We start from the raw sequence: 20,196 nt of genomic DNA, 5'->3' as shown, positions 1-20,196 counted from the left end.
CAGGCGGGGTCAGATGGCCGACTGCGTCGACTTCGGCATGTGCAGCGGGATGAGGTCGCGCGGCGGCATCGGCGTGGTGCCGCGCACCACGACGACGCTGCGGAACAACTCTTCGATCTCACCCGCACCGTCCGGGTCCTCGGCGGCCTTGCCGGCGATCACGCCGCGCAGGAACCACCGGGGGCCGTCGACGCCGATGAAGCGGGCCGGGCGGGCACCGTCGGTGACGTTGCCGTCGGTCGCGACGGGGACCTGCGCGTGCAGCTCGGGTCCGAACGGGCCGTCGACCTCGGTCACGACACCGCCCTGGCGCTCGATCTGCTCGGCGATCTGCCCGCGGATCTCGTGCCAGAGGCCGGTGGACCGCGGCGCCGCGAACGGCTGGACCTGCAGCGTCGAGTCGTCGTAGTCGAGCCCCACCGCGACGACGCGCTGCGAGCCCTCCTCGACCTCGAGGCGCAGGTGCAGACCCTCGCGGGGCAGCACCTTCACGCCGCCCAGGTCGACGTACGGACGGACCAGGTTCGCCTCGGTCTCGTCGTGCGGGCCGTTCTCGGCACGATCGAACGGAGCCGACTTGTCCGTGGGGGCGACCGCGTCGACCTCGTCCAGGTCGGCGTCGGCGTCCGTCGCGATGTCGACCTCGGGGCTGGTGTCCGCGACCTCGGCGTCGTTGACGACCGCTTCGGCCACCTCGACCTCGTCACGCTTGCGTCGCCCGAACTTCATGCGCGCGTTCCTTCCTGGGATGTCGTCGTGGCCGGTGCGGCCGTGTCGTCCGTGCTGCCGGCCGCGGCGTGGGCAGCGTCGGCTCCACCGACGGTGCCCTGCGAGTCCTGTACGTGCTGTCCCCGTGTGCCCCCGCCACCGTAGCCGGAGGAGCCGAACCCGCCCTGGCCGCGCACGCTGTCCGGCAACTCGTCGACCCGCGTGAACACCACCCGCGGCACCGGCATCACGATCATCTGCGCGATGCGGTCGCCGACGTGGACCTCGTAGGGCTCGTGCTGGTCGGTGTTGAGCAGGGCGACCTTGAGTTCCCCGCGGTACCCGGCGTCGACGGTGCCCGGAGCGTTGACGATGGTGATGCCGTGCTTCGCGGCGAGACCGCTGCGCGGGACGACGAACGCGGCGTACCCGTCGGGCAGCGCGATGCGCAGGCCAGTCCCCGTCAGCCGGCGTTCGCCGGGCTGCAGGACGAACGACTCGGTGGACACCAGGTCCGCTCCGGCATCGCCGGGATGGGCGTAGCCGGGGGCGTTCTCCCCCGTCCAGAGGACGTCGACTGGTTCGGTCACGTGACGAGGGTAGTGCAGACCGTGACCGTCCCGTGACCTGCGGTGAATCGTGGTCGAATGGTCTCGTGACCCTGTACCGCGAACGACTCTGGGCGCCGCCGGCCCTCTACCTGGCGACCGCCCTCGTGATCCCCGCCAGTCTCCTCGTGTTCCTGCCGATCAACGTGCTGACGGGGGTCCTCGTCGCCATCGGGATGGAGCTGGGCGTCCTCGTGCTCCTGTGGGTCCTCGCACCCGTCGTCGAGGTCACGGACACCGAGTTCCGGGCCGGCCGCGCCCACCTACCGAGGGCGCTCGTCGGCGATGTCTCGGGGTACGACGGCGCCGAGGCGACGAAGCAGCGCGGGCCGGTGCTCGACGCGCGAGCGTGGACGCTCTTCCGCGGGTACGTGCACGGCGTCGTCCGCGTCGAGGTCCGCGACGACGCGGACCCGACGCCGTACTGGTTGGTCAGCGTCCGGCACCCGGACCGCGTGGTCGCGGCGCTCCGCACCTGACGGGAGGCGCGGCTCGCGTGGTCAGCGGAAGCGCGCGTCGTGAGCGGAACCGCGCGCGCTGAGAGGAATCGCGCGTACTGAGCGGAATCGCGCGTGGTGAGCGGAATCGCTCGTACTTGCCGGAAAAGCACGACCGTGTACGCGCAGAACCGCTCAGTACGCGCGGCCCCGGTCAGCACGCGCGGAGCCACGGCAGTCGCACGCTCTTTCCCATGACGCCCGCGATGGAGTGTGGAATCGCGCGTGCCTGATGCGAATGAAGCACCCGGCACGCGCGGGAACACCACCTACGCGCGGAACCGCCGGGCACGCGCGGAAACGCCACCTCCGCGCGGAACCCGCCCGGCACGCGCGTAACACCGCGCACCGCGCACCGCGCCCCCCGCACCACACGCAGAACGGCCCAGCACCCCTGATGGGGTGCCGGGCCGTTCCGAGTCGTGCGGTCTACAGTGCGGCGCACTCCGCGCACACGGGTCCGAGCTTGGACTCGTGGTCGAGCTGCGAGCGGTGCTTCACCAGGAAGCACTCGACGCAGGTGAACTCGTCGACCTGGGGCGGGAGCACGACGACGTCGAGGTCGACGTCGCTCAGGTCCTGTCCGGCGAGTTCGAAGCTGCCGGGGTTGTCGGAATCATCGTCGACGACCCCCGACATCTTGTCGGGAACGCGCTCCTTCAGAGCCTCGATCGACTCCGAATCAGAGGAGTCGTCGGTCTTCCGGGGGGCGTCGTAATCGGTGGCCATGCCCATCCATTTCTCGTATCGAGAGATCGTCGCCGGTGATCGGCGGCGACAGTTTGCACCACGGCCCGCCAGAGCGCAAACCGGTTGTCCGGGCGGGTCGTCCTGGCGCTGCAACCCGCGACCGTGCCCGGCCATTCCCGGCGGCCGGGAACCGGCCCGTTCAGTCCGCGGCGCGCCCGTGCGCCTCCCGCTGATCGGCGCCACCCCGCTGCATACTCCTCGGGTACGACGCACGACCGTACGCAACGCTCGGAAGGCGGAACCATGCAAGACGTGAGGGTCATCGGGGTCGAGGCCGGGGCACTCCTGCTGGCCACGGACGGCGGGACCGAGTACCGGTTGCCCGTGACGTCGTCGCTGCCCGGCCAGGTCCGGCAGGCGAGTCCGGAGTCCGGTCCGCACAAGCGCGTCTCCCCCAAGGACGTCCAGGCGCGCATCCGTGGTGGCGCCGACGCCGCCGAGGTCGCCGCCGCGCTGGACATCGACGTCGAGTACGTCCGCCGGTTCGAGGGACCCGTCCTCGCCGAGCGCGCCTTCATCCTCGACGCCGCACACCGCGTGCCCGTGACCCCGGTCGACGACGAGTCCCCGGACACGTTCGGCGACGCGATCACGACGAAGCTCGAGTCCGGCGCCGCCAGCGGTGTCGCCTGGGCCTCGTGGAAGAACCCGGAGAACGGCTGGCAGATCCGCGTCCGCTACACGGCCGGCGAAGTCGAGCACGACGCCCAGTGGCGCTTCGACCCGAAGACGTCGACCCTGACGCCGGACAACGGGGACGCACACCGTCTGTCGCACACCGACGACGAGGGCATCGCTCCGCGGCTCCGCGCCGTGGAGAACGAGGACGCCGACGGCACCCGGTTCGACTCCGGCGCGTTCCGGGTCGACGAGTCGGACGACGCTCCCACCGCCGCGGAGACGCCGGACCGTGCACCGCTCCGTCCACCGCTGCCGCGCATCGGCGCCGCGGCGGTCGAGGAACGCGCACCCGGCAACGAGACCGCCGACCTCCTGGAGGCGCTCCGCCGCCGCCGGGGCGAGCGCGAGTCCGCCGCCTTCGGCGAGCAGCAGGGCGACCAGCGCGGGACATCGGTCGGCGTGGTCGACATCCCGCTGCAGGGGTTCGAGGACCCGGCGCACCACACCGCGCCGCAGTCGTCCGACGCGCGTCCCGCCTCCGCTCCGGAGGGCGACGGGCGACAAGACCGCAAGAAGCGCACCCGCCGCTCGATGCCGAGCTGGGACGAGATCGTCTTCGGCACGCGCCCGGACGACGACCTGGCCTGACCCGTACGAGCGACGAGCCGTCCGGCCGTCGACCCGTCCGGGCGACCCGTCCGGGTCTGGCAGCCGGGAGGCGCGGCGCGGCCCCGGCACGTGACGGACGTCCCGCAGGCTGCGTCAGTTCGCGAAGGCCCCGGCCAACCGGAGCGGTACGAGCGTCTCGTCGTCCGTCATCGCCCCGTGCTGGCCGATCATCCGCTTCGGCACGTCGCGAGGCGTGAGGGCGCGGTCGTCGTTGAACGCCCAGGCACCGCGCGCGACCACGATCACGTCGCCGATCCGCGGCAGGACCTCGTCCGTCACGGTCCCGAACCACCCGGCAGCGACCGCTTCGTCGCGACTCGCGACGAACGCACGCTTCCCGGTGCGGGCACGCCACGCCTCCACGAGCGCCGGGACGTCGGTCCCCGGGGCGACCGTCAGCTGTCGGCAGCGCGGGTCCCCGGCCACCCCGATGACGTCCACGAGCAGTTCCGGGTCCATCGCGATGTTCGCGTCCTCCGGGACGTCCAACACGCCGTGGTCCGCCGTCACGAGGATCCCGACGTCCGCGGCCGACCTGGCGTCGAGCCGGGCGAGCTCACCGTCGAGCAGCTCGAGCGCGGCCGTCCACCGGTCCGACTGCCAACCGTGCTTGTGCCCGATCGAGTCGAGCTCCGGGACGTAGAGGTAGACGAGCGAGCGCCCGGCGGCCGTGGCCTCGAGCGCGGCGTCCACCCGGGCGGGGATGCTGTCGGCCGACACGTACCGCCCGCCGCCCAGCACGTTCGCCGTCATCCCGGACGACCGGTACCGCCCCGGGCCGACCACCACCGGTTCGACGCCGAGCGACTCGGCGACCGTGAACAGCGTCGGAGCGAGGAGCCAGCCGGCCGGGACCTCGTCGTCCCACCCGCTGAGCAGGTTCATCACCGTGCCGGTGTCCGGGTTCCACCCGCTGTACCCGACGATGCCGTGCGTGCCCGGCGAGCGGCCGGTCGTGAGCGTGCTGAGTGCCGCCGCCGTCGTGGTCGGGAAGCCGCTCCGCAGGCGCTTCTTGCCGGCGGCGAGCCAGCGGGCGTGCCCGGCGCGCGCGCCGAGCGCGTTCGCGCCGAGTCCGTCGACCAGCACGACGATCGCGGAACGGGCGGGGTGGAGGGTGATCCGTGCCTCCAGTGCGGTGGTGCGCAACCACGCGTCGTCCGCAGCCCCGAGCGCGACGAGGCAACTCGGGAAGACGTCGGCGAGGTTCGCGGTGGCGTCGGGGGCCGTCGGTACGCTTGTTCCCATCCTGCCCAGTGTCCCAGAAAGGTGCCATGGCACGCACGGAAGCAGTCGGCCTGCCCGACGGTGAGCGCATCGAGGACGTCGACGTCTCCGAGGAGATGCAGGGTTCCTTCCTCGAGTACGCGTACTCCGTCATCTACTCCCGGGCGCTGCCCGACGCCCGTGACGGCCTGAAGCCGGTGCAGCGTCGCATCCTGTACCAGATGGCCGAGATGGGGCTGCGGCCGGATCGTGGGCACGTCAAGAGCGCCCGCGTCACCGGCGAGGTCATGGGCAAGCTGCACCCGCACGGTGACGGCGCGATCTACGACGCCCTGGTCCGGATGGCGCAGCCGTTCACCATGCGGGTCCCGCTGGTCGACGGCCACGGCAACTTCGGATCGCTCGACGACGGGCCGGCTGCCGCCCGCTACACCGAGGCCCGGCTGGCCGAACCGTCGATGGCGATGACGGAGAACCTCGGCGAGGACGTCGTCGACTTCGTCCCGAACTACGACAACCAGATCATGCAGCCGAGCGTCCTGCCGGCCGCGTTCCCGAACCTGCTCGTCAACGGCGCGTCGGGGATCGCGGTGGGCATGGCGACCAACATGGCGCCGCACAACCTCGGCGAGGTCGTGGAGGCCGCTCGGCACCTCCTCGCCCACCCCGACGCCACGCTCGACGACCTCATGGAGTTCGTGCCCGGCCCCGACCTGCCGTCCGGCGGCACGATCGTGGGGCTCTCGGGCGTGCGCGACGCCTACGCCACCGGGCGCGGCTCGTTCCGCACCCGGGCGAAGGTGAGCGTCGAGAACCTCACCCCCCGCAAGATGGGGCTCGTCGTCACGGAACTGCCGTACCTGGTCGGTCCCGAGCGCATGATCGAGAAGATCAAGGACGGCGTCCAGTCCAAGAAGCTCGTCGGCATCTCGGACGTGAAGGACCTGACCGACCGGACCCACGGCCTCCGGCTCGTCATCGAGATCAAGAGCGGGTTCAACCCGACCGCGGTCCTCGAGCTGCTGTACAAGCACACCCCGCTCGAGGACGGCTTCGGCATCAACAACGTCGCCCTCGTCGACGGATCGCCACGGACGCTGGGGCTGCGCGAGCTGCTCGACGTCTACGTGCGGCACCGTCTGTCCGTGGTGACCCGCCGTTCCGAGTACCGCCTGGCCCGACGCCGTGAGCGACTGCACCTGGTCGAGGGGCTGCTCGTCGCGATCCTGGACATCGACGAGGTCATCCAGGTCATCCGGACGTCCGACGACTCCGAGGCCGCTCGCGCCCGACTGCGCGACGTGTTCGACCTCTCCGAGGTGCAGGCCGAGTACATCCTCGAACTCCGCCTGCGTCGACTCACCAAGTTCTCGCGCATGGAGCTCGAGGGCGAGCGCGACCAGCTCCTCGCCGACATCGCCGCGCTCGAGGAGCTGCTCTCCTCCGACGATCGCCTGCGCGCGCAGGTGTCGACCGAGCTCGCGGAGGTGTCCGACCGCTTCGCCACCCCGCGGCGCACGCTCCTGACCGAGGCGGATGCACCGGTCCGCGGTGGTCGCAAGGCCGCGGTCGACCCGGAGTCGCTGCAGATCGCGGACTCCCCGTGCCGGGTGCTGCTCTCCACCACGGGCCGACTCGTCCGCGTCGACATCCCCGAGTCCGAGACCGGCATCGTCCGCGTCCCGAAGCGATCGAAGCACGACGCCGTCCGCTCGACCGTGGTCACCACCGTCCGCGGCCAGGTCGGTGCGCTGACCTCGACCGGCCGGGTCCTCCGGTTCTCGCCGGTCGACGTCCCGTCCGTGCCGCCCGCCGCCGTCCGGCTCGATGCCGGCGTCCGGGTTGCCGAGTACCTGGGGACCCCGAAGACCGAGACCGTCGTGGCGCTCGTCGACATGTCTCCGGGCGCCGAGGACTCGCTGGCGATCGGGACCCGGTCGGGCGTGGTCAAGCGCGTCGTCCCAGGAGGCTGGCCGGACAAGCCCGAGGCACCTGCGATCACACTGAAGCCCGGCGACCAGGTGATCGGAGCGACGCAGGCACCCGCCACCGACGACCTCGTGTTCATCACGTCGAACGCCCAGTTGCTGCGGTTCCCGGCGGAGGGCGTCCGCCCGCAGGGACTCGCTGCTGGCGGCGTCGCCGGAGTGGCGCTCGCACCGGGCGCGTCCGTGATCTGGTTCGGCTCCGTTCCCCGCTCGGACGATGCCGTGGTCGCCACGGTGTCGACGGCGTCCTCGGCGCTGCCGGGCACGGACACGGGCCGCGCGAAGGTGTCGTCGCTCGCGGAGTTCCCGGCGAAGGGCCGGGCGACGCAGGGTGTGCGGGCGCACGCGTTCCTGAAGGGCGAGGACGGGCTGACGGTCGCGTGGGCGGGCATCGCTCCCCCGCACGCCGTCGGGACCGATGGTGCCGCACGGACGCTGCCGGACTGGTTGTCGAAGCGTGACGGGTCGGGCAGTCCGCTCGAGGCCGTGATCGGGACGATCGGCGGCAGCGCCGCGGCGCTGGACGGGACCGCGGGCGAGGCGTAGGGCGCGGGCGCTGGGGCGCGTCGGGTCGACGCGGCGCGGCGCGGCGGCGGGGCCGCGCCCAGTCGGGTCGGGTCAGGCCGGCCCGGAATTGGCTCGCCCGTTGGCGGCGCCGCGCGGTGCCGAAACGCGCGCGTCCCACCGAGACACCGTCCCTCCGCCGAGACGCCGCCGAATCCGGCCTCGTCTCGATGGGGAAGCGGCGTCTCACGGTGACGCCTCCGTCTCACGCAGACGGACGCGTCCCGCTCGGACACCCTTGCCGCGCCGGCACACGGCGTTCCGTGCGAGACGCCGCCGAATACGGGCCCGTCTCGACCTGGAGGCGGTGCCTCACGATGACGCCCCCGTCTCACGTCGACGGCCGCGTCCCGCCCTGACTCCGCCGTCCCCCGCGGACGCCGCCGTCGTCCGGAGACGCCGCCGTCCCGCGCGGACGCGGCCGCCGCGCACGGCCCGCGCGCGCCTACGCGTCGATACGGTCCCGGTCGAGCCCCTCGCCCGCCAGGATGAACTCCTTGCGCGGCGCAACGTCGTTGCCCATCAGCAGCTCGAACACCTTCGCAGCACTCTCGGCATCCGGCACCTGCACCCGCCGGAGCGTCCGGTGCGTGCGGTCCATCGTGGTCTCCGCCAACTGGTCGGCGTCCATCTCGCCCAGGCCCTTGTACCGCTGGATCGGCTCCTGGTACTTCTTGCCCGACTTCTCGAGCTTCTTCAACACCGTCTGGAGCTCCTGCTCCGAGTACGTGTACAGCGTGTCGTTGGGCTTGCCCCGGTTGATGACCACGACCCGGTGGAGCGGCGGCACCGCGGCGAACACGCGCCCCTGCTCGATCATCGGCCGCATGTACCGGAAGAACAGCGTCAGCAGCAGCGTGCGGATGTGCGCGCCGTCGACGTCGGCGTCCGACATGATGATGATCTTCCCGTAGCGGGCCTGGTCGAGGTCGAACGTGCGACCAGAGCCGGCGCCGATGACCTGGATGATCGACGCGCACTCGGCGTTGGAGAGCATGTCCGACACGGACGCCTTCTGCACGTTGAGGATCTTGCCGCGGATGGGCAGCAGTGCCTGGTACTCGCTGTTCCGAGCGAGCTTCGCCGTCCCGAGCGCGGAATCGCCCTCGACGATGAACAGCTCCGTGCCCTCGGTCTCGTGGGACCGGCAGTCGGCGAGCTTCGTCGGGAGCGAGGAGTTCTCGAGCGCGTTCTTCCGGCGCTGGGTCTCCTTGTGCGCCCGTGCGGAGATGCGGGTCTTCATCTCGGCGACGACCTTCTCGAGCAGGGTCGCGGCCTGCGCCTTCTCCGTGCGCTGCGACGACGTCAGGATCTCGGTCAGCTTGGTCGACACGACCTGGTCGACGATCTTCCGGACGGCGGGCGTGCCCAGGATCTCCTTCGTCTGCCCCTCGAATTGCGGTTCGGGCAGGCGGACGGTCAACACGGCGGTGAGCCCGGCGAGCACGTCGTCCTTCTCGAGCTTGTCCTGCCCGACCTTCAGCTTGCGGGCGTTCGCGTCGACCTGGGCGCGGACGGCCTTCACGAGCCCGCTCTCGAACCCGGCCTGGTGCGTGCCGCCCTTGGGCGTCGCGATGATGTTCACGAAGCTGCGGAACATCGTCTCGAACCCGGTGCCCCATCGCAGGGCGAGGTCGACCTCGCACGTCCGGTCGACCGACGTCGAGACCATGTGTCCCTTGTCGTCGAGCATCGGCACGGTCTCGGTGAAGGTGCCGGTGCCCTGGATACGCCACACGTCGGTGACCGCGGCGTCGACGGCCAGGTGCTCGGCGAACTCCGCGATCCCGCCCTCGTACCGGAAGCGCTCGACCACCGGTCCGGTGGCCACGGCCGTGCCGGTCGCTGCAGCCCGAGCCGCCGCGGCCTCCATCGCGGTCGGCCGTGCGTCGGTGATGGTGATGCCGAGCCCCGGCACGAGGAACGCCGTCTGTCGGGCCCGGGTGACCAGGTCGTCCGTGCTGAACCGGGCGTCTGCGGTGAAGATCTGCCGGTCGGCCCAGTAGCGGATCCGGGAGCCGGTGACGCCCTTATTGACCTTCCCGACGACCCGGAGCTCGCTGCCCGACGTGAACGGAGCGAACGGCGCGTCCGGACCGATGCCCTTCGCGTCGTCGAAGGTGCCCGGCTCACCACGGTGGAAGGACATCGCGTAGGTCTTGCCGCCACGGTCGACCTCGACGTCGAGACGCTCGGACAGCGCGTTCACCACGGACGCGCCCACACCGTGCAGACCGCCGGAGGCCGCGTACGACCCCGAACCGAACTTCCCACCGGCGTGCAGCTTCGTGAACACCACCTCGACCCCGGTCAGGCCGGTCTTCGGCTCGACGTCCACGGGGATGCCCCGAGCGGTGTCGCGGACCTCGACCGAGCCGTCGGCGTGCAACACGACGCCGATCTCGTCCCCGTGCCCGGCGAGGGCTTCGTCCACCGAGTTGTCGATGATCTCCCACAGGCAGTGCATGAGTCCGCGGGAGTCCGTCGACCCGATGTACATGCCCGGTCGCTTCCGGACCGCCTCCAGCCCTTCGAGGACGGAGAGATGGCGTGCGGAGTAGTCGGAGCTCACCTCCCGATCGTAACGATCCGGACCGACAGTCCCGGCCCCGGCAACCGGCGCGCCTCGGACTGGGGACAACCGCTCCGCGCTCAGCGAAACCGGCCCTCCACAATGCGGTGCTCCCAGCCATCACGTGTTGAAATAGGGGAACCGACCCCCGGTACCCTGCGATCCGTGAGGAGCACAGCAATGACCCAGACCGTGCAGGACCTCTCCATCGACCAATTCGGCAGCAACCAGCTCACCGCTGCTGACCGCTGCGACAGCTGCGGAGCGCAGGCGTACATCCGAGCCACCATGGCGAGCGGCGAACTCTTCTTCTGCGCACACCACGGTGCGGAGTTCAAGGAGAAGCTCGCCGCGACCGCGATCGAGTGGCACGACGAGAGCAGCCGACTCTACGAGTCCAAGTAGCGCTCCGAGCAACAAGAACAAACAGCACAGTTCGAAACGGGAGGCGCGGTGCCAGCTGGCACCGCGCCTCCCGTTTCGTGTTTGGTCTCGTCCGGATCAGGCGATCCGCTTGAACGCCTTGTCGACGTACCGGTCGATCGTGGCGCGCGCTTCGCGCGCGTACCGGTCGATCGTCTCGGTCCGGGCGGCGTCGGGAGCGTAGTCGCGGCCCCGACGGGCAGCCGCTGCGGCGAGCACTCCGTCCGTCAGCTGCGGGTTGAGCGGCAGGAGCGGTCCCTGCGTGTGCGTGCCGAACGAGGCACCGGCGATCGCCCCCTCGACCGGTGCCCCGGCCTGGTTGCCACCTCCCGACACCACATCGGCGAAGGGCTCGACACCCGGGGCGAGCTCGATGCTCGTCGCGTGGTCCTCGAAGCCGGCGAGCCGAGTGGGTGCTCCCGGCAGCAGCGGGTACCGCGTGTCGAGCACGAAGTAGTTCACGCGACGCTCAGCACCGCGGACCGCGCGGGCGTCGAACACGCCGAACCCGGCGACGGGCGGACCGTCGGTCGGGACAACTTCGTTCGTCGCGAGGTCGAACCCACCGCCGACCGCGACGACCGGCACGCCGGCGACTGCGAAGTCCCGCAGGGGGGCACCGATCCGCGTGATGTCCGTGGCCAACGACCGCATCGCGCTGAGCGGGCCGTTGCCGATGACCACGACGTCGGCCGAGGCCGGCAACGGGTCGCCGGGTGCGTACTCGAGCACCTCGGTCGCGAGGTCGGCGGCCGCAGCCCGGCGGACGAGGGCTGCGACGTTGCCGCGGTCCCCCGAGACCCCCATCTGCCGCGGGTAGACGTGCAGGATGGTCAACCGGTCGGCCGTCATGCGGTCTTCTCCATGTCCGGGTGGCCGAGGGCCTTCCGGGCGATCATCATGATCTCGTAGTTGACGATGAAGTTCTTGGTGCCGGTGGTGGTGGCCCCCAGCTGCTCCATGTGCTTGATCGCGGACTCGACGTCGGGGTCGACCTTGCCGATGCGCACCCCGGCGTGTTCGAGTGCGACGGCGATCTGCCACGCCTTGTCGCCGGAGACGACGTCTACGTGGTCGAGCTTCGAGAAGTCGATGTCGTAGATCCACGAGATGTCCGGCGTGCCCTCGTCGATCGCCATGAGCACCTGTTCGGGGTGGTCTGGCAGTGCGTCGAGGTTCAGCTGCAGGCTCGCGGCGTTCTTGAACATCGTGAACTCGGCCGACTCGCCTGCGATGGGCAGCCGCTCACCACGGCCGTACGCCGGCTTCATGGTGCCGAAGGCCTTCGTCACGGCCTCGGCACGGAACTGCGGACCGAGCGCAACACTCGCCGTGGCGGTCGCCGCAGCGGCGTCCACCGCGTAGTGGAGGCCGCGGGCCGGCAGACGCACCGGGATGTCGACGCCGTCGAAGCGGATCGTCGCACCGTCGCCGGTGTGCGTCACGACCTCGGCGTCGGCCACGGTCGTCGGACGGTCGCCCGCCTCGAACGAGTCCGCGTTCTGCAGGCCGTTCGGCGCGGCGGCCACCACCTCGGCGCTGGCACCGAAGCGCAGCACCCGCTGCCCGTCGACACCCTGGTAGGCGTCGAGGAAGTGGTCGTCGTGGTTCGTGATGACGTTCGCCGTGGACAGCGCGGCGGTGTCGAGCATCATCGTCGCGACGCGCTCGGTCTCGAAGAACCGGTACAGCTGGTCCACCTGGACGTTCAGCATCGTCACCGTGGAGGGCGACAGGATGCCGGCGAGCTCGACCGCGAAGGCCTCGTCGACCTCGAGGATGCCGATGTCCGCCTTGAGCCGCCCGGTGAGGGAGACCTCGGACAGCAGCGCCGACGCGATGCCCTGCGGCAGGTTCGCCCCGGACGGGTTCGTGAAGACCCGGAGCCCGTGCGCCCGGACGATGTCCGAGATCATGTGCGTGGTCGTCGACTTGCCGTTCGACCCCAGGACGAAGACGACGCCGTTCGGGAACTGCTTCGTCACGTGCTGCAGGAAGTCCGGCACGAGCTTCAGGACGATGTAGCCCGGGTAGGCGGACCCGCCGCCCCGCGCACGGGCGAGGGCGCGGAGGATCCGCCCGACCAGGATCGGGATCAGGAAACGCATGCCGGCTTACTCGAGGTAGTCGCGCAGCGACTGCGATCGCGACGGGTGGCGGAGCTTCGCCATCGTCTTGGACTCGATCTGACGGATGCGCTCACGCGTCACGCCGAACGTGTCGCCGATCTGGTCGAGGGTCTTCGGCTGACCGTCACCGAGGCCGAAGCGCATGCGGATCACTCCCGCCTCGCGCTCGGACAGGGAGTCGAGCAGGCTCTCGAGCTGCTTCTGCAGCATCGTGAAGCCCACGGCGTCGGCCGGCACGACCGCCTCGGTGTCCTCGATGAGGTCACCGAACTCGGAGTCGCCGTCCTCACCGAGGGGCGTGTGCAGCGAGATCGGCTCGCGGCCGTACTTCTGGACCTCGACGACCTTCTCCGGGGTCATGTCGAGCTCGCGGGCGAGCTCTTCCGGGGTGGGCTCGCGACCGAGGTCCTGCAGCATCTGCCGCTGGACACGCGCCAGCTTGTTGATGACCTCGACCATGTGGACCGGGATGCGGATCGTCCGCGCCTGGTCGGCCATGGCACGGGTGATCGCCTGACGGATCCACCAGGTGGCGTACGTCGAGAACTTGAAGCCCTTGGTGTAGTCGAACTTCTCGACCGCACGGATCAGGCCCAGGTTGCCTTCCTGGATGAGGTCGAGGAACTGCATGCCGCGACCGGTGTAGCGCTTGGCCAGCGAGACGACCAGGCGGAGGTTCGCGCCGAGCAGGTGCGACTTCGCACGCTGCCCGTCACGAGCGACCCAGCGCAGCTCGCGCTCCTCGGGCTTGGACAGCCCGGTGGAGTGCTGCAGCTTGTCCTCGGCGAACAGGCCGGCCTCGATCCGCATGGCGAGCTCGACCTCCTGCTCGGCGTTGAGGAGCGCGACCTTGCCGATCTGCTTCAGGTAGTCCTTCACCGGGTCGGCGGTCGCACCGGTGATGGTCGTCGAGTACACCGGCGCTTCGTCGTCGTCGGACTGGGAGATGACGAGGGCTCCGGCGGCGACCGCAGCAGCGGCGTCAGGGACGGTGCTCGTGCTCGTCGTCTCGGTGTCGTCGTCGTCGGTGGCCTCGACCTCGGGCGTCTCGTCGGCGATCTCGTCGTCGTCGCTGGACGCCGTCTTCTTGGTCTTCGGGGCGGCCTTCTTCGGCGCGGCCTTCTTGGCCGCCGTGGTCTTGGTGGCGCGCTTCTTCGGCGCGGCGGTCCCCTCGGTCTCCGCGGCCTCAGCCGTGGTGCCCTCGGGCTCGGTGTCCTTCGTGGGATCGATCGTCGTGCTCCGGGCAGCCATGCGATCACCTCTCTCGTCGTGCCACGTTCCTGGGGTCGTGGCCTCCCTCGCCGCCCAGGGCCTGCGCCGCGGTCATCCGCGTCATCAGGTCCGACTGTTCCGGGCAGCACTAGGACCCATGTCAAGTCCCCCGCGTCTTCAGGCGCTCACGAGCGTTCCGAGACAAGGGGATCCCGACCGGGTCCGACCTCATTATTGCACGCTCTGCTTCCGCAGGCGCGCAACGAGTGCAACCCAGAGTGGGGCCACCCGTATTCCGTCCTCGACCCGCATCGCCCGGCGTGTCCGTCGGCGGGCCTGGAGCAGCATCACCACTCCGAACCCGACCACCACGTACTGCACGGTCAGCGCGATGCGGAAGTTCTGCCAGGCGAACACCGTCGTGCCGGATGCCCGTGCGGTCGCGTCGAGCAGCGTGCCGATCAGGAACATCATCACGAAGGCGGCGAGGAAGCCCCCGACGTTCACCACGCCGTTCGCCGAACCGAGCGAGCCGACCGGGTTGAAGGTGCGCGCGAAGTCGAACCCGATGAGGGACCCGGGTCCGCCGATGCCCATCACGACGACGAGGAGCACCAGCAGCCAGGTCGGCGGGTGACCCGGCCAGAGCAGCACGGCGGTCCACACGAGCGCCAGCGCCGCGACGATCCCGAGCACCAGGTTCGACCGACGCATCGGGAACCGGGCGCACAGCACGCCGAGCATCGGCCCCGCCACGAACCCGACGACCACGATCACCGTCAGGAAGCCCGCGGCCTCGGAGGACGTGTACCCGAGCCCGCGGAGCATCGGCACGCCCCAGAGCAGCGAGAACACCGTGCCCGAGGACTGCGTCACGTAGTGCGACCAGAAGCCGAGCTGCGTCCCCGGGCGCCGGAGTGCGTGCCCGAAGGTGTGGAACGCACCGCGCCACGAGTGGGGCAGCGGGAGCGGGATGGTGTCGGTCCGGACCGGGACGGGCCCGTTCCGTACGAACACCACGGCCAGGACGAGCCCGACGGCACTGGCGGCGGCCGCGACCGAGAACGCGGGTGTCCACCCCGCCGTGTGCAGCAGCACCGCGAACGGGAACGCCGACAGAATCTGCCCAATCTGCCCGAGGTTGCCGGTCCACTGCGAGATCTGCGGCAGGATCCGCCCGCTGAACCACATCGGGACGAGCCGGATGACCGAGATGAACGTCATCGCGTCACCGGCGCCGACGAGCACCCGACCGGCGATCGCCGGGCCGATGGAGGGCGACACCGCCACGATCGCCTGGCCGACGACGAGCAGCGCGGCACCGAGCAGCACCAGACGGCGTGGGCCCACGCGGTCGAGCGCGATCCCGACCGGGATCTGCAGGCCCGCGTAGACCGCGATCTGCACCACGGCGAGGGTCGAGAGGACCGCGGCCGAGACCGCGAAGCGGTCCTGGGCGTCGACACCGGACACGCCGAGCGACGAGCGTTGCACGACCGCCAGCACGTAGGCCAGGACCGCGACGCCCCACACGATGAAGGCACGCCGGGAGTTCACCCCGACAGGCTACCGGCGCTCGCGTGGTCGCCGACCCGGCCTGTGGACGACGCGACGAGCGCGCGTCACCTGTGGAGCGCCTCCCGTCCGACCGGCCTGGAGGCGCCACCCGCGCCCGCGGCGCACGTCGCGCTCCGGCGGTGGGTCGAGCTGGAGCGGGTCAGTCCGCGCTCGGGTCCCCGTCGGACCGGCGGTCCGCCAGGAACCGCTCGAGCTCCGCGGCGATCGAGTCCGCCGTGGGGACCTGCCCGTCGACGCCCGTGAGCGGCGAGGCGATCGGGTTGCCCTCCATGTAGGTGTCGTGGCGCTCCTCGAGCACGGACACCAGCCGCTGCAGTTCCTGGTTGCCCGCGACCTGCTCGTCGACACGGGCACGGAACTCCCGGCCCTCCTCGCGGAGCGCATCGGTCGGGAAGATCAGACCGGTCGCGGCGGAGATGCCCGAGAGCGCCGCCACCGCCGTGTCCGGGAACTCCGTGTCCGAGAGGTAGTGCGGGACGAGCAGGACGAGGCCCGTGACCTGCTCGCCCAGCTCGGAGAGCCGGTGCTCCACCAGGTGCAGGACGTTCGCGGGCGCCTGCGTCTCCGGCTTCCACACGCTCATCTGTTCGACGAGGTCGGCGCGCGTGCCCGACACGGTCAGGCTGATCGGCCGCGTGTGCGGCACGGGCATCGGGATCGACTGGATCCAGGTGGTGTCGGCGACCTGCAGCTCGGCGGCGAGGTCGGTGACGGCGCGCACGAACCGGTTCCACTGGAAGTCCGGCTCGTACCCGGACAGGAAGAGGAACGGCTGGCCGAGCTCGTCACGCACCAGGTGGAGCGCGAGCCGCGGGGACTCGACGGCGGTGATGTGGTCGTGTTCGAAGGTGATCACCGGACGCCGTGCGCGCCAGTCGAGCAGCACGTCGGGGTCGAACTCCGCGACCAGCTGCGTCTCGAGGGAACCGAGCACCGCGGTGGTCACCTGCGCGACGGCGGAACCGGCGTCCGCGAAACCGGTCAGACCGGCGATGAGGTGCAGGCCCGCCGGGACGGTCGGCGCGTCGCCGTCGAACGTGTAGAGGTCCTCGGGGTGGTTCACCGTTCCCATGCTAGGCGGGCCGTTCCCGTCCCCCGTGCGCGCTGGCCACGCCGACAGCGAACAGCCCCTGGCTAGGGTGGTCGGCATGGTCCGACCGACGCTGCACACCACCAGTTCCTCCCCCGCCACCATCGACGCCGACGTCCTCGTCGTGGGGGTACGGCCCGGCGCAGACGGCGCACCCGCCGCCGTGGAGTCCAGCGCGGCCGGCGCGGTCGACGCCCTCGCCGGTCTGGACCTCGCGGCCATCGGCGTCACGGGCGCGAAGGACCAGCTCGTCCGCCTGCCGGGCACCGACGTGGCCGCGGCCTCGATCGCCCTCGTCGGCCTCGGCAGCACCACCGGGGCGGCTGCGCTCCGGTCGGCGGCCGGGAGCGCCGTCCGGCAGCTCCCCCAGGTCGCCTCGATCGCGCTCGCGCTGCCGACCACGTCGGCCGCCGAGGTCGAGGCCGTACTCGAGGGCGCGGCGCTCGGCGCCTACGCGTTCACCCGGCACAAGGGGGCCGGCACGACCGGTCCGACGCGGGGCGACCAGCGCATCGAGGTCGTCGCCCCCGAGGACACGGCTGCCGATGCCACGGTCCGGCCGGCCGTGATCGCCGACGCCGTCGCGCTCGTCCGCGACCTCGTCAACACCGCGGCCGGCGACCTCGGTCCGGCTGACGTGGCCGACGTCGCGACGTCCGTCGCGGACGGGCTCCCGCTGACGGTCGAGGTCCTCGACGAGACGGCGCTCGCCGAGCAGGGGTTCGGCGGCATCCTCGGCGTCGGGCGCGGATCGGTCCGCCCGCCGCGACTCGTCGTCGTCCGGTACGCGCCGGAGTCCGCCACCAAGCACCTCGCCCTCGTCGGGAAGGGCATCACGTTCGACTCCGGCGGCCTGTCCTTGAAGCCCGCAGCCGGCATGCTCGGGATGAAGACCGACATGACCGGAGCGGCCACCGTCCTCGCGGCCACCGTCGCAGCGGCACGGCTCGGGCTGGACGTCGCGGTCACGGCGTGGCTGTGCCTGGCGGAGAACATGCCGTCCGGCTCGGCGATCCGCCCCGGCGACGTCCTGACGCTCAAGAACGGCAAGACCGTCGAGGTGACGAACACCGACGCCGAGGGTCGACTCGTCCTCGGTGACGGCATGGCCGCCGCGTCGCTCGAACACCCCGACGCGCTCGTCGACGTCGCCACGCTCACCGGCGCGCAGGTCGTCGCGCTCGGCGACCGGACGTCCGGCCTGATGGGCAGCGACGACCTCGTCGCCCGGGTCCGGGCGGTGGCCGAGTCGGTCGCGGAGCCGGTCTGGCCGATGCCGCTCCCGGAGGAGCTCGACGCCCGGCTCGCCAGTGAGGTCGCCGACATGGTGAACGCCACCGTCGGCAACCCGGCCGGCGGCATGCTGCTCGCCGGTAAGTTCCTCGAGCGCTTCGTCGGCGAGGGCGTCCCCTGGGCGCACCTCGACATCGCCGGGCCGTCCGAGAACAAGGGCGGCGGGTACGGGTGGCTCGGCAAGGGCGCGACCGGGGTCATGGTGCGGACACTCGTCGCACTCGCAGAAGAGCTGCAGTCCAGGTAGTAGGTTGGGTGTCGGTGGGACGGGCGCGTCGCCGCGCCTCCCACCGGTACTGCACGGGACGGGACCGGAACCATGCGGTCCGACCGTCGGACGCCGCTCGCGCGGTGTCCAGGAGGGCCCGATCGGCCCGACACGCACGAGGGAGTTGCACCAGGTGACGGAACAGACTTACGACGTCGTGGTCCTCGGTGGCGGCAGTGGCGGGTACGCCGCAGCGCTGCGAGCCGCCGAGCTCGGCATGAGCGTCGCGCTCATCGAGGGCGACAAGCTCGGAGGGACGTGCCTGCACCGCGGGTGCATCCCGACCAAGGCGTTGCTCCACGCCGCCGAGGTGGCCGACGCCACCCGCGACGCCGAGAAGTACGGCGTCGTCGCCGAGTTCGCCGGCGTCGACGTCCCGAAGGTGATCGAGTACCAGCAGGGCGTCATCACGTCCAAGTACAAGGGCCTGCAGGGCCTGATCAAGGCCCGCGGCATCACGGTCGTCACCGGCTGGGGCCGTCTGACCTCGCCGAACACGGTGCAGGTCGGCGACCAGACCGTCACCGGCAAGAACGTCGTCCTCGCGACCGGCTCCTACTCGAAGTCGCTGCCCGGGCTCGAGCTCGGCGGCCGTGTGATCTCCTCCGAGACCGCGCTCCGCATGGACTACGTCCCGAACAAGGTCGTCATCCTCGGCGGCGGCGTCATCGGCGTCGAGTTCGCGAGCGTCTGGAAGTCCTTCGGCGCCGAGGTCACCATCGTCGAGGCGCTGCCGCACCTCATCCCGGCCGAAGACGAGTCGATGTCCAAGCAGCTCGAGCGTGCGTTCCGGAAGCGCGGCATCGAGTTCTCGCTCGGTGTGCGGTTCCAGGGCGTCGAGCAGCACGAGAACGGCGTCGTCGTCACGCTGGAGGACGGCAAGACCTTCGACGGTGACGTCCTGCTGGTCGCCGTCGGGCGTGGCCCCGTCACCCAGAACGTCGGCTACGACGAGGTCGGCGTCACGATGGACCGTGGCTACGTCATCACGAACGAGCGCCTCGCCACGAACATCCCGAACGTGTACGCCGTCGGCGACATCGTGCCGGGGCTGCAGCTCGCCCACCGCGGCTTCCAGCAGGGCATCTTCGTCGCCGAGGAGATCGCGGGTCTGCACCCCGTCGTCATCGAGGACAAGAATATCCCGAAGGTCACCTACAGCGACCCCGAGGTCGCGTCGGTGGGCCTCTCGCAGGCCAAGGCCGAAGCCGAGTACGGCGCCGACAAGGTCGACTCGTACGAGTACAACCTCGCCGGCAACGGCCGCAGCCACATCATCGGCACGTCGGGTTCGGTCAAGGTCGTCCGCGTGATCGACGGCCCGGTCGTCGGCGTCAGCATGATCGGCGCCCGCGTCGGCGAGCTCATCGGTGAAGCGCAGCTCGCGGTGAACTGGGAAGCGCACCCGGAGGACGTCGCGCCCCTGGTCCACGCGCACCCCACCCAGAACGAAGCCCTCGGCGAGGCCTTCCTGCACCTCGCGGGCAAGCCGCTGCACGCGCTGTGACCATGACAACCACCAACACCGCAATTCCCCGCGAAGAGGAGTCCACCCGATGAGCGAATCCGTCAACCTCCCGGCGCTCGGCGAGAGCGTCACCGAGGGCACGGTCACCCGATGGCTGAAGAACGTCGGTGACCGCGTCGAGGTCGACGAGCCGCTGCTCGAGGTCTCGACCGACAAGGTCGACACCGAGATCCCGTCGCCGATCGCCGGCGTGGTCGAGGAGATCCTCGTCCAGGAGGACGAGACCGTCGAGGTCGGGACCGCCCTCGTGAAGATCGGGGACGGCGCCGGTTCGTCCGACCAGGGTTCCGACGACTCCGCGAACGCTGCAGCGGCCGAGCAGAGCGAGCCCGAGGCCGCCCCGAGCACCGAGCAGGAGTCCGAGGCTCCCGCCCCGGAGCCCGTCCAGCCCGACCCCACGCCCGCCGGCCAGACGCAGCCCGCAGCCCCGCAGGCCCCGGCGGCACCGCCCGCCGCCCCGCCGGTGCCGCAGGC

The 20,196-nt window shown here is 71.0% G+C and carries 16 protein-coding genes and 1 pseudogene; 7 read left to right on the top strand and 10 right to left on the bottom strand.

Going from position 1 to position 20,196, the window contains the following annotated elements; translation table 11 throughout:
* Positions 1-9: 9 nt before the first annotated feature.
* Together J7E22_RS00360 and dut are read right to left on the bottom strand one after the other, a co-directional pair.
* Positions 10-729, bottom strand: coding sequence for a DUF3710 domain-containing protein (locus J7E22_RS00360; RefSeq protein ID WP_251008531.1), 720 nt, complete (start codon positions 727-729; stop codon positions 10-12).
* Positions 730-869: 140 nt separating this feature from the next.
* A pseudogene (dut, locus tag J7E22_RS00355) lies at positions 870-1,298 on the bottom strand (dUTP diphosphatase); the annotation flags it as partial.
* 65 nt (positions 1,299-1,363) lie between these two features.
* On the opposite strand from dut, the gene J7E22_RS00350 reads away from it, so the two are divergent.
* Complete coding sequence (locus tag J7E22_RS00350; RefSeq protein ID WP_214977816.1) at positions 1,364-1,795, top strand: DUF3093 domain-containing protein; 432 nt, start codon at positions 1,364-1,366, stop codon at positions 1,793-1,795.
* 447 nt (positions 1,796-2,242) lie between these two features.
* Here J7E22_RS00350 and J7E22_RS00345 read toward each other — a convergent pair whose 3' ends face one another.
* Complete coding sequence (locus J7E22_RS00345; RefSeq protein ID WP_031272446.1) at positions 2,243-2,542, bottom strand: DUF4193 domain-containing protein; 300 nt, start codon at positions 2,540-2,542, stop codon at positions 2,243-2,245.
* A gap of 264 nt (positions 2,543-2,806) precedes the next feature.
* Between J7E22_RS00345 and sepH the strand changes: the two genes are divergently transcribed.
* Positions 2,807-3,832: a septation protein SepH gene (gene sepH, locus J7E22_RS00340; RefSeq protein ID WP_214977815.1), complete on the top strand. Its 1,026-nt coding sequence runs from the start codon at positions 2,807-2,809 to the stop codon at positions 3,830-3,832.
* Between the two features lie 114 nt (positions 3,833-3,946).
* On the opposite strand, the gene J7E22_RS00335 is transcribed toward sepH, so the two are convergent.
* Complete coding sequence (locus tag J7E22_RS00335; RefSeq protein ID WP_214977814.1) at positions 3,947-5,098, bottom strand: alkaline phosphatase family protein; 1,152 nt, start codon at positions 5,096-5,098, stop codon at positions 3,947-3,949.
* Positions 5,099-5,124: 26 nt separating this feature from the next.
* Here J7E22_RS00335 and J7E22_RS00330 point away from each other — a divergent pair, with 26 nt between their 5' ends.
* Positions 5,125-7,611 (top strand): DNA topoisomerase (ATP-hydrolyzing) subunit A, encoded by a 2,487-nt coding sequence (locus J7E22_RS00330; RefSeq protein ID WP_214977813.1) that lies wholly within the window; start codon positions 5,125-5,127, stop codon positions 7,609-7,611.
* 463 nt (positions 7,612-8,074) lie between these two features.
* Here the strand turns inward: J7E22_RS00330 and J7E22_RS00325 are convergent, their stop codons facing one another.
* Complete coding sequence (locus J7E22_RS00325; protein ID WP_214977811.1) at positions 8,075-10,201, bottom strand: type IIA DNA topoisomerase subunit B; 2,127 nt, start codon at positions 10,199-10,201, stop codon at positions 8,075-8,077.
* Positions 10,202-10,381: 180 nt separating this feature from the next.
* On the opposite strand from J7E22_RS00325, the gene J7E22_RS00320 reads away from it, so the two are divergent.
* Positions 10,382-10,606, top strand: coding sequence for a hypothetical protein (locus tag J7E22_RS00320; protein WP_214977810.1), 225 nt, complete (start codon positions 10,382-10,384; stop codon positions 10,604-10,606).
* Between the two features lie 96 nt (positions 10,607-10,702).
* Here J7E22_RS00320 and J7E22_RS00315 read toward each other — a convergent pair whose 3' ends face one another.
* The 5 genes from J7E22_RS00315 to J7E22_RS00295 form a co-directional block, all read right to left on the bottom strand.
* The gene (locus J7E22_RS00315; protein ID WP_214977809.1) at positions 10,703-11,476 is read right to left on the bottom strand and encodes a hypothetical protein; all 774 of its coding nucleotides are present in this window, start codon (positions 11,474-11,476) and stop codon (positions 10,703-10,705) included.
* Positions 11,473-12,732: a MurT ligase domain-containing protein gene (locus tag J7E22_RS00310; RefSeq protein WP_214977808.1), complete on the bottom strand. Its 1,260-nt coding sequence runs from the start codon at positions 12,730-12,732 to the stop codon at positions 11,473-11,475. The genes J7E22_RS00315 and J7E22_RS00310 overlap by 4 nt, the downstream gene beginning before the upstream one ends.
* Positions 12,733-12,738: 6 nt before the next feature.
* Positions 12,739-14,004, bottom strand: coding sequence for an RNA polymerase sigma factor (locus J7E22_RS00305; protein ID WP_214977807.1), 1,266 nt, complete (start codon positions 14,002-14,004; stop codon positions 12,739-12,741).
* 192 nt (positions 14,005-14,196) lie between these two features.
* Positions 14,197-15,522 (bottom strand): nitrate/nitrite transporter, encoded by a 1,326-nt coding sequence (locus J7E22_RS00300; RefSeq protein ID WP_214977806.1) that lies wholly within the window; start codon positions 15,520-15,522, stop codon positions 14,197-14,199.
* 160 nt (positions 15,523-15,682) lie between these two features.
* On the bottom strand, positions 15,683-16,615 hold the full coding sequence (locus tag J7E22_RS00295) for a proteasome assembly chaperone family protein (RefSeq protein WP_214977805.1): 933 nt from the start codon (positions 16,613-16,615) through the stop codon (positions 15,683-15,685).
* A 76-nt stretch (positions 16,616-16,691) separates the two neighbouring features.
* On the opposite strand from J7E22_RS00295, the gene J7E22_RS00290 reads away from it, so the two are divergent.
* From J7E22_RS00290 to J7E22_RS00280, 3 genes are all read left to right on the top strand, one after another.
* Positions 16,692-18,173, top strand: coding sequence for a leucyl aminopeptidase (locus J7E22_RS00290; protein WP_214977803.1), 1,482 nt, complete (start codon positions 16,692-16,694; stop codon positions 18,171-18,173).
* 154 nt (positions 18,174-18,327) lie between these two features.
* Positions 18,328-19,701: a dihydrolipoyl dehydrogenase gene (gene lpdA / locus J7E22_RS00285; RefSeq protein ID WP_214977801.1), complete on the top strand. Its 1,374-nt coding sequence runs from the start codon at positions 18,328-18,330 to the stop codon at positions 19,699-19,701.
* Between the two features lie 49 nt (positions 19,702-19,750).
* Positions 19,751-20,196 (top strand): biotin/lipoyl-containing protein (locus J7E22_RS00280; protein WP_285439807.1); only part of this gene is annotated, 446 nt, incomplete at its 3' end.

Origin of the sequence: Curtobacterium sp. ISL-83, assembly GCF_018613895.1 — a bacterium.
Classification (GTDB): domain Bacteria; phylum Actinomycetota; class Actinomycetes; order Actinomycetales; family Microbacteriaceae; genus Curtobacterium.
The sequence above is the reverse complement of the archived record's forward strand: the minus strand, read 5'-3'. Positions and strand labels throughout refer to the sequence as shown.

Excerpts from the sequence above, each read along its gene's own strand:
- J7E22_RS00290 (WP_214977803.1), top strand. The coding sequence starts at position 16,692 with ATGGTCCGACCGACGCTGCACACCACCAGTTCCTCCCCCGCCACCATC.
- sepH (WP_214977815.1), top strand. The coding sequence starts at position 2,807 with ATGCAAGACGTGAGGGTCATCGGGGTCGAGGCCGGGGCACTCCTGCTG.
- J7E22_RS00310 (WP_214977808.1), bottom strand. The coding sequence starts at position 12,732 with ATGCGTTTCCTGATCCCGATCCTGGTCGGGCGGATCCTCCGCGCCCTC.
- J7E22_RS00330 (WP_214977813.1), top strand. The coding sequence starts at position 5,125 with ATGGCACGCACGGAAGCAGTCGGCCTGCCCGACGGTGAGCGCATCGAG.
- J7E22_RS00320 (WP_214977810.1), top strand. The coding sequence starts at position 10,382 with ATGACCCAGACCGTGCAGGACCTCTCCATCGACCAATTCGGCAGCAAC.
- J7E22_RS00315 (WP_214977809.1), bottom strand. The coding sequence starts at position 11,476 with ATGACGGCCGACCGGTTGACCATCCTGCACGTCTACCCGCGGCAGATG.
- J7E22_RS00295 (WP_214977805.1), bottom strand. The coding sequence starts at position 16,615 with ATGGGAACGGTGAACCACCCCGAGGACCTCTACACGTTCGACGGCGAC.
- J7E22_RS00345 (WP_031272446.1), bottom strand. The coding sequence starts at position 2,542 with ATGGCCACCGATTACGACGCCCCCCGGAAGACCGACGACTCCTCTGAT.
- J7E22_RS00360 (WP_251008531.1), bottom strand. The coding sequence starts at position 729 with ATGAAGTTCGGGCGACGCAAGCGTGACGAGGTCGAGGTGGCCGAAGCG.
- J7E22_RS00335 (WP_214977814.1), bottom strand. The coding sequence starts at position 5,098 with ATGGGAACAAGCGTACCGACGGCCCCCGACGCCACCGCGAACCTCGCC.
- J7E22_RS00305 (WP_214977807.1), bottom strand. The coding sequence starts at position 14,004 with ATGGCTGCCCGGAGCACGACGATCGATCCCACGAAGGACACCGAGCCC.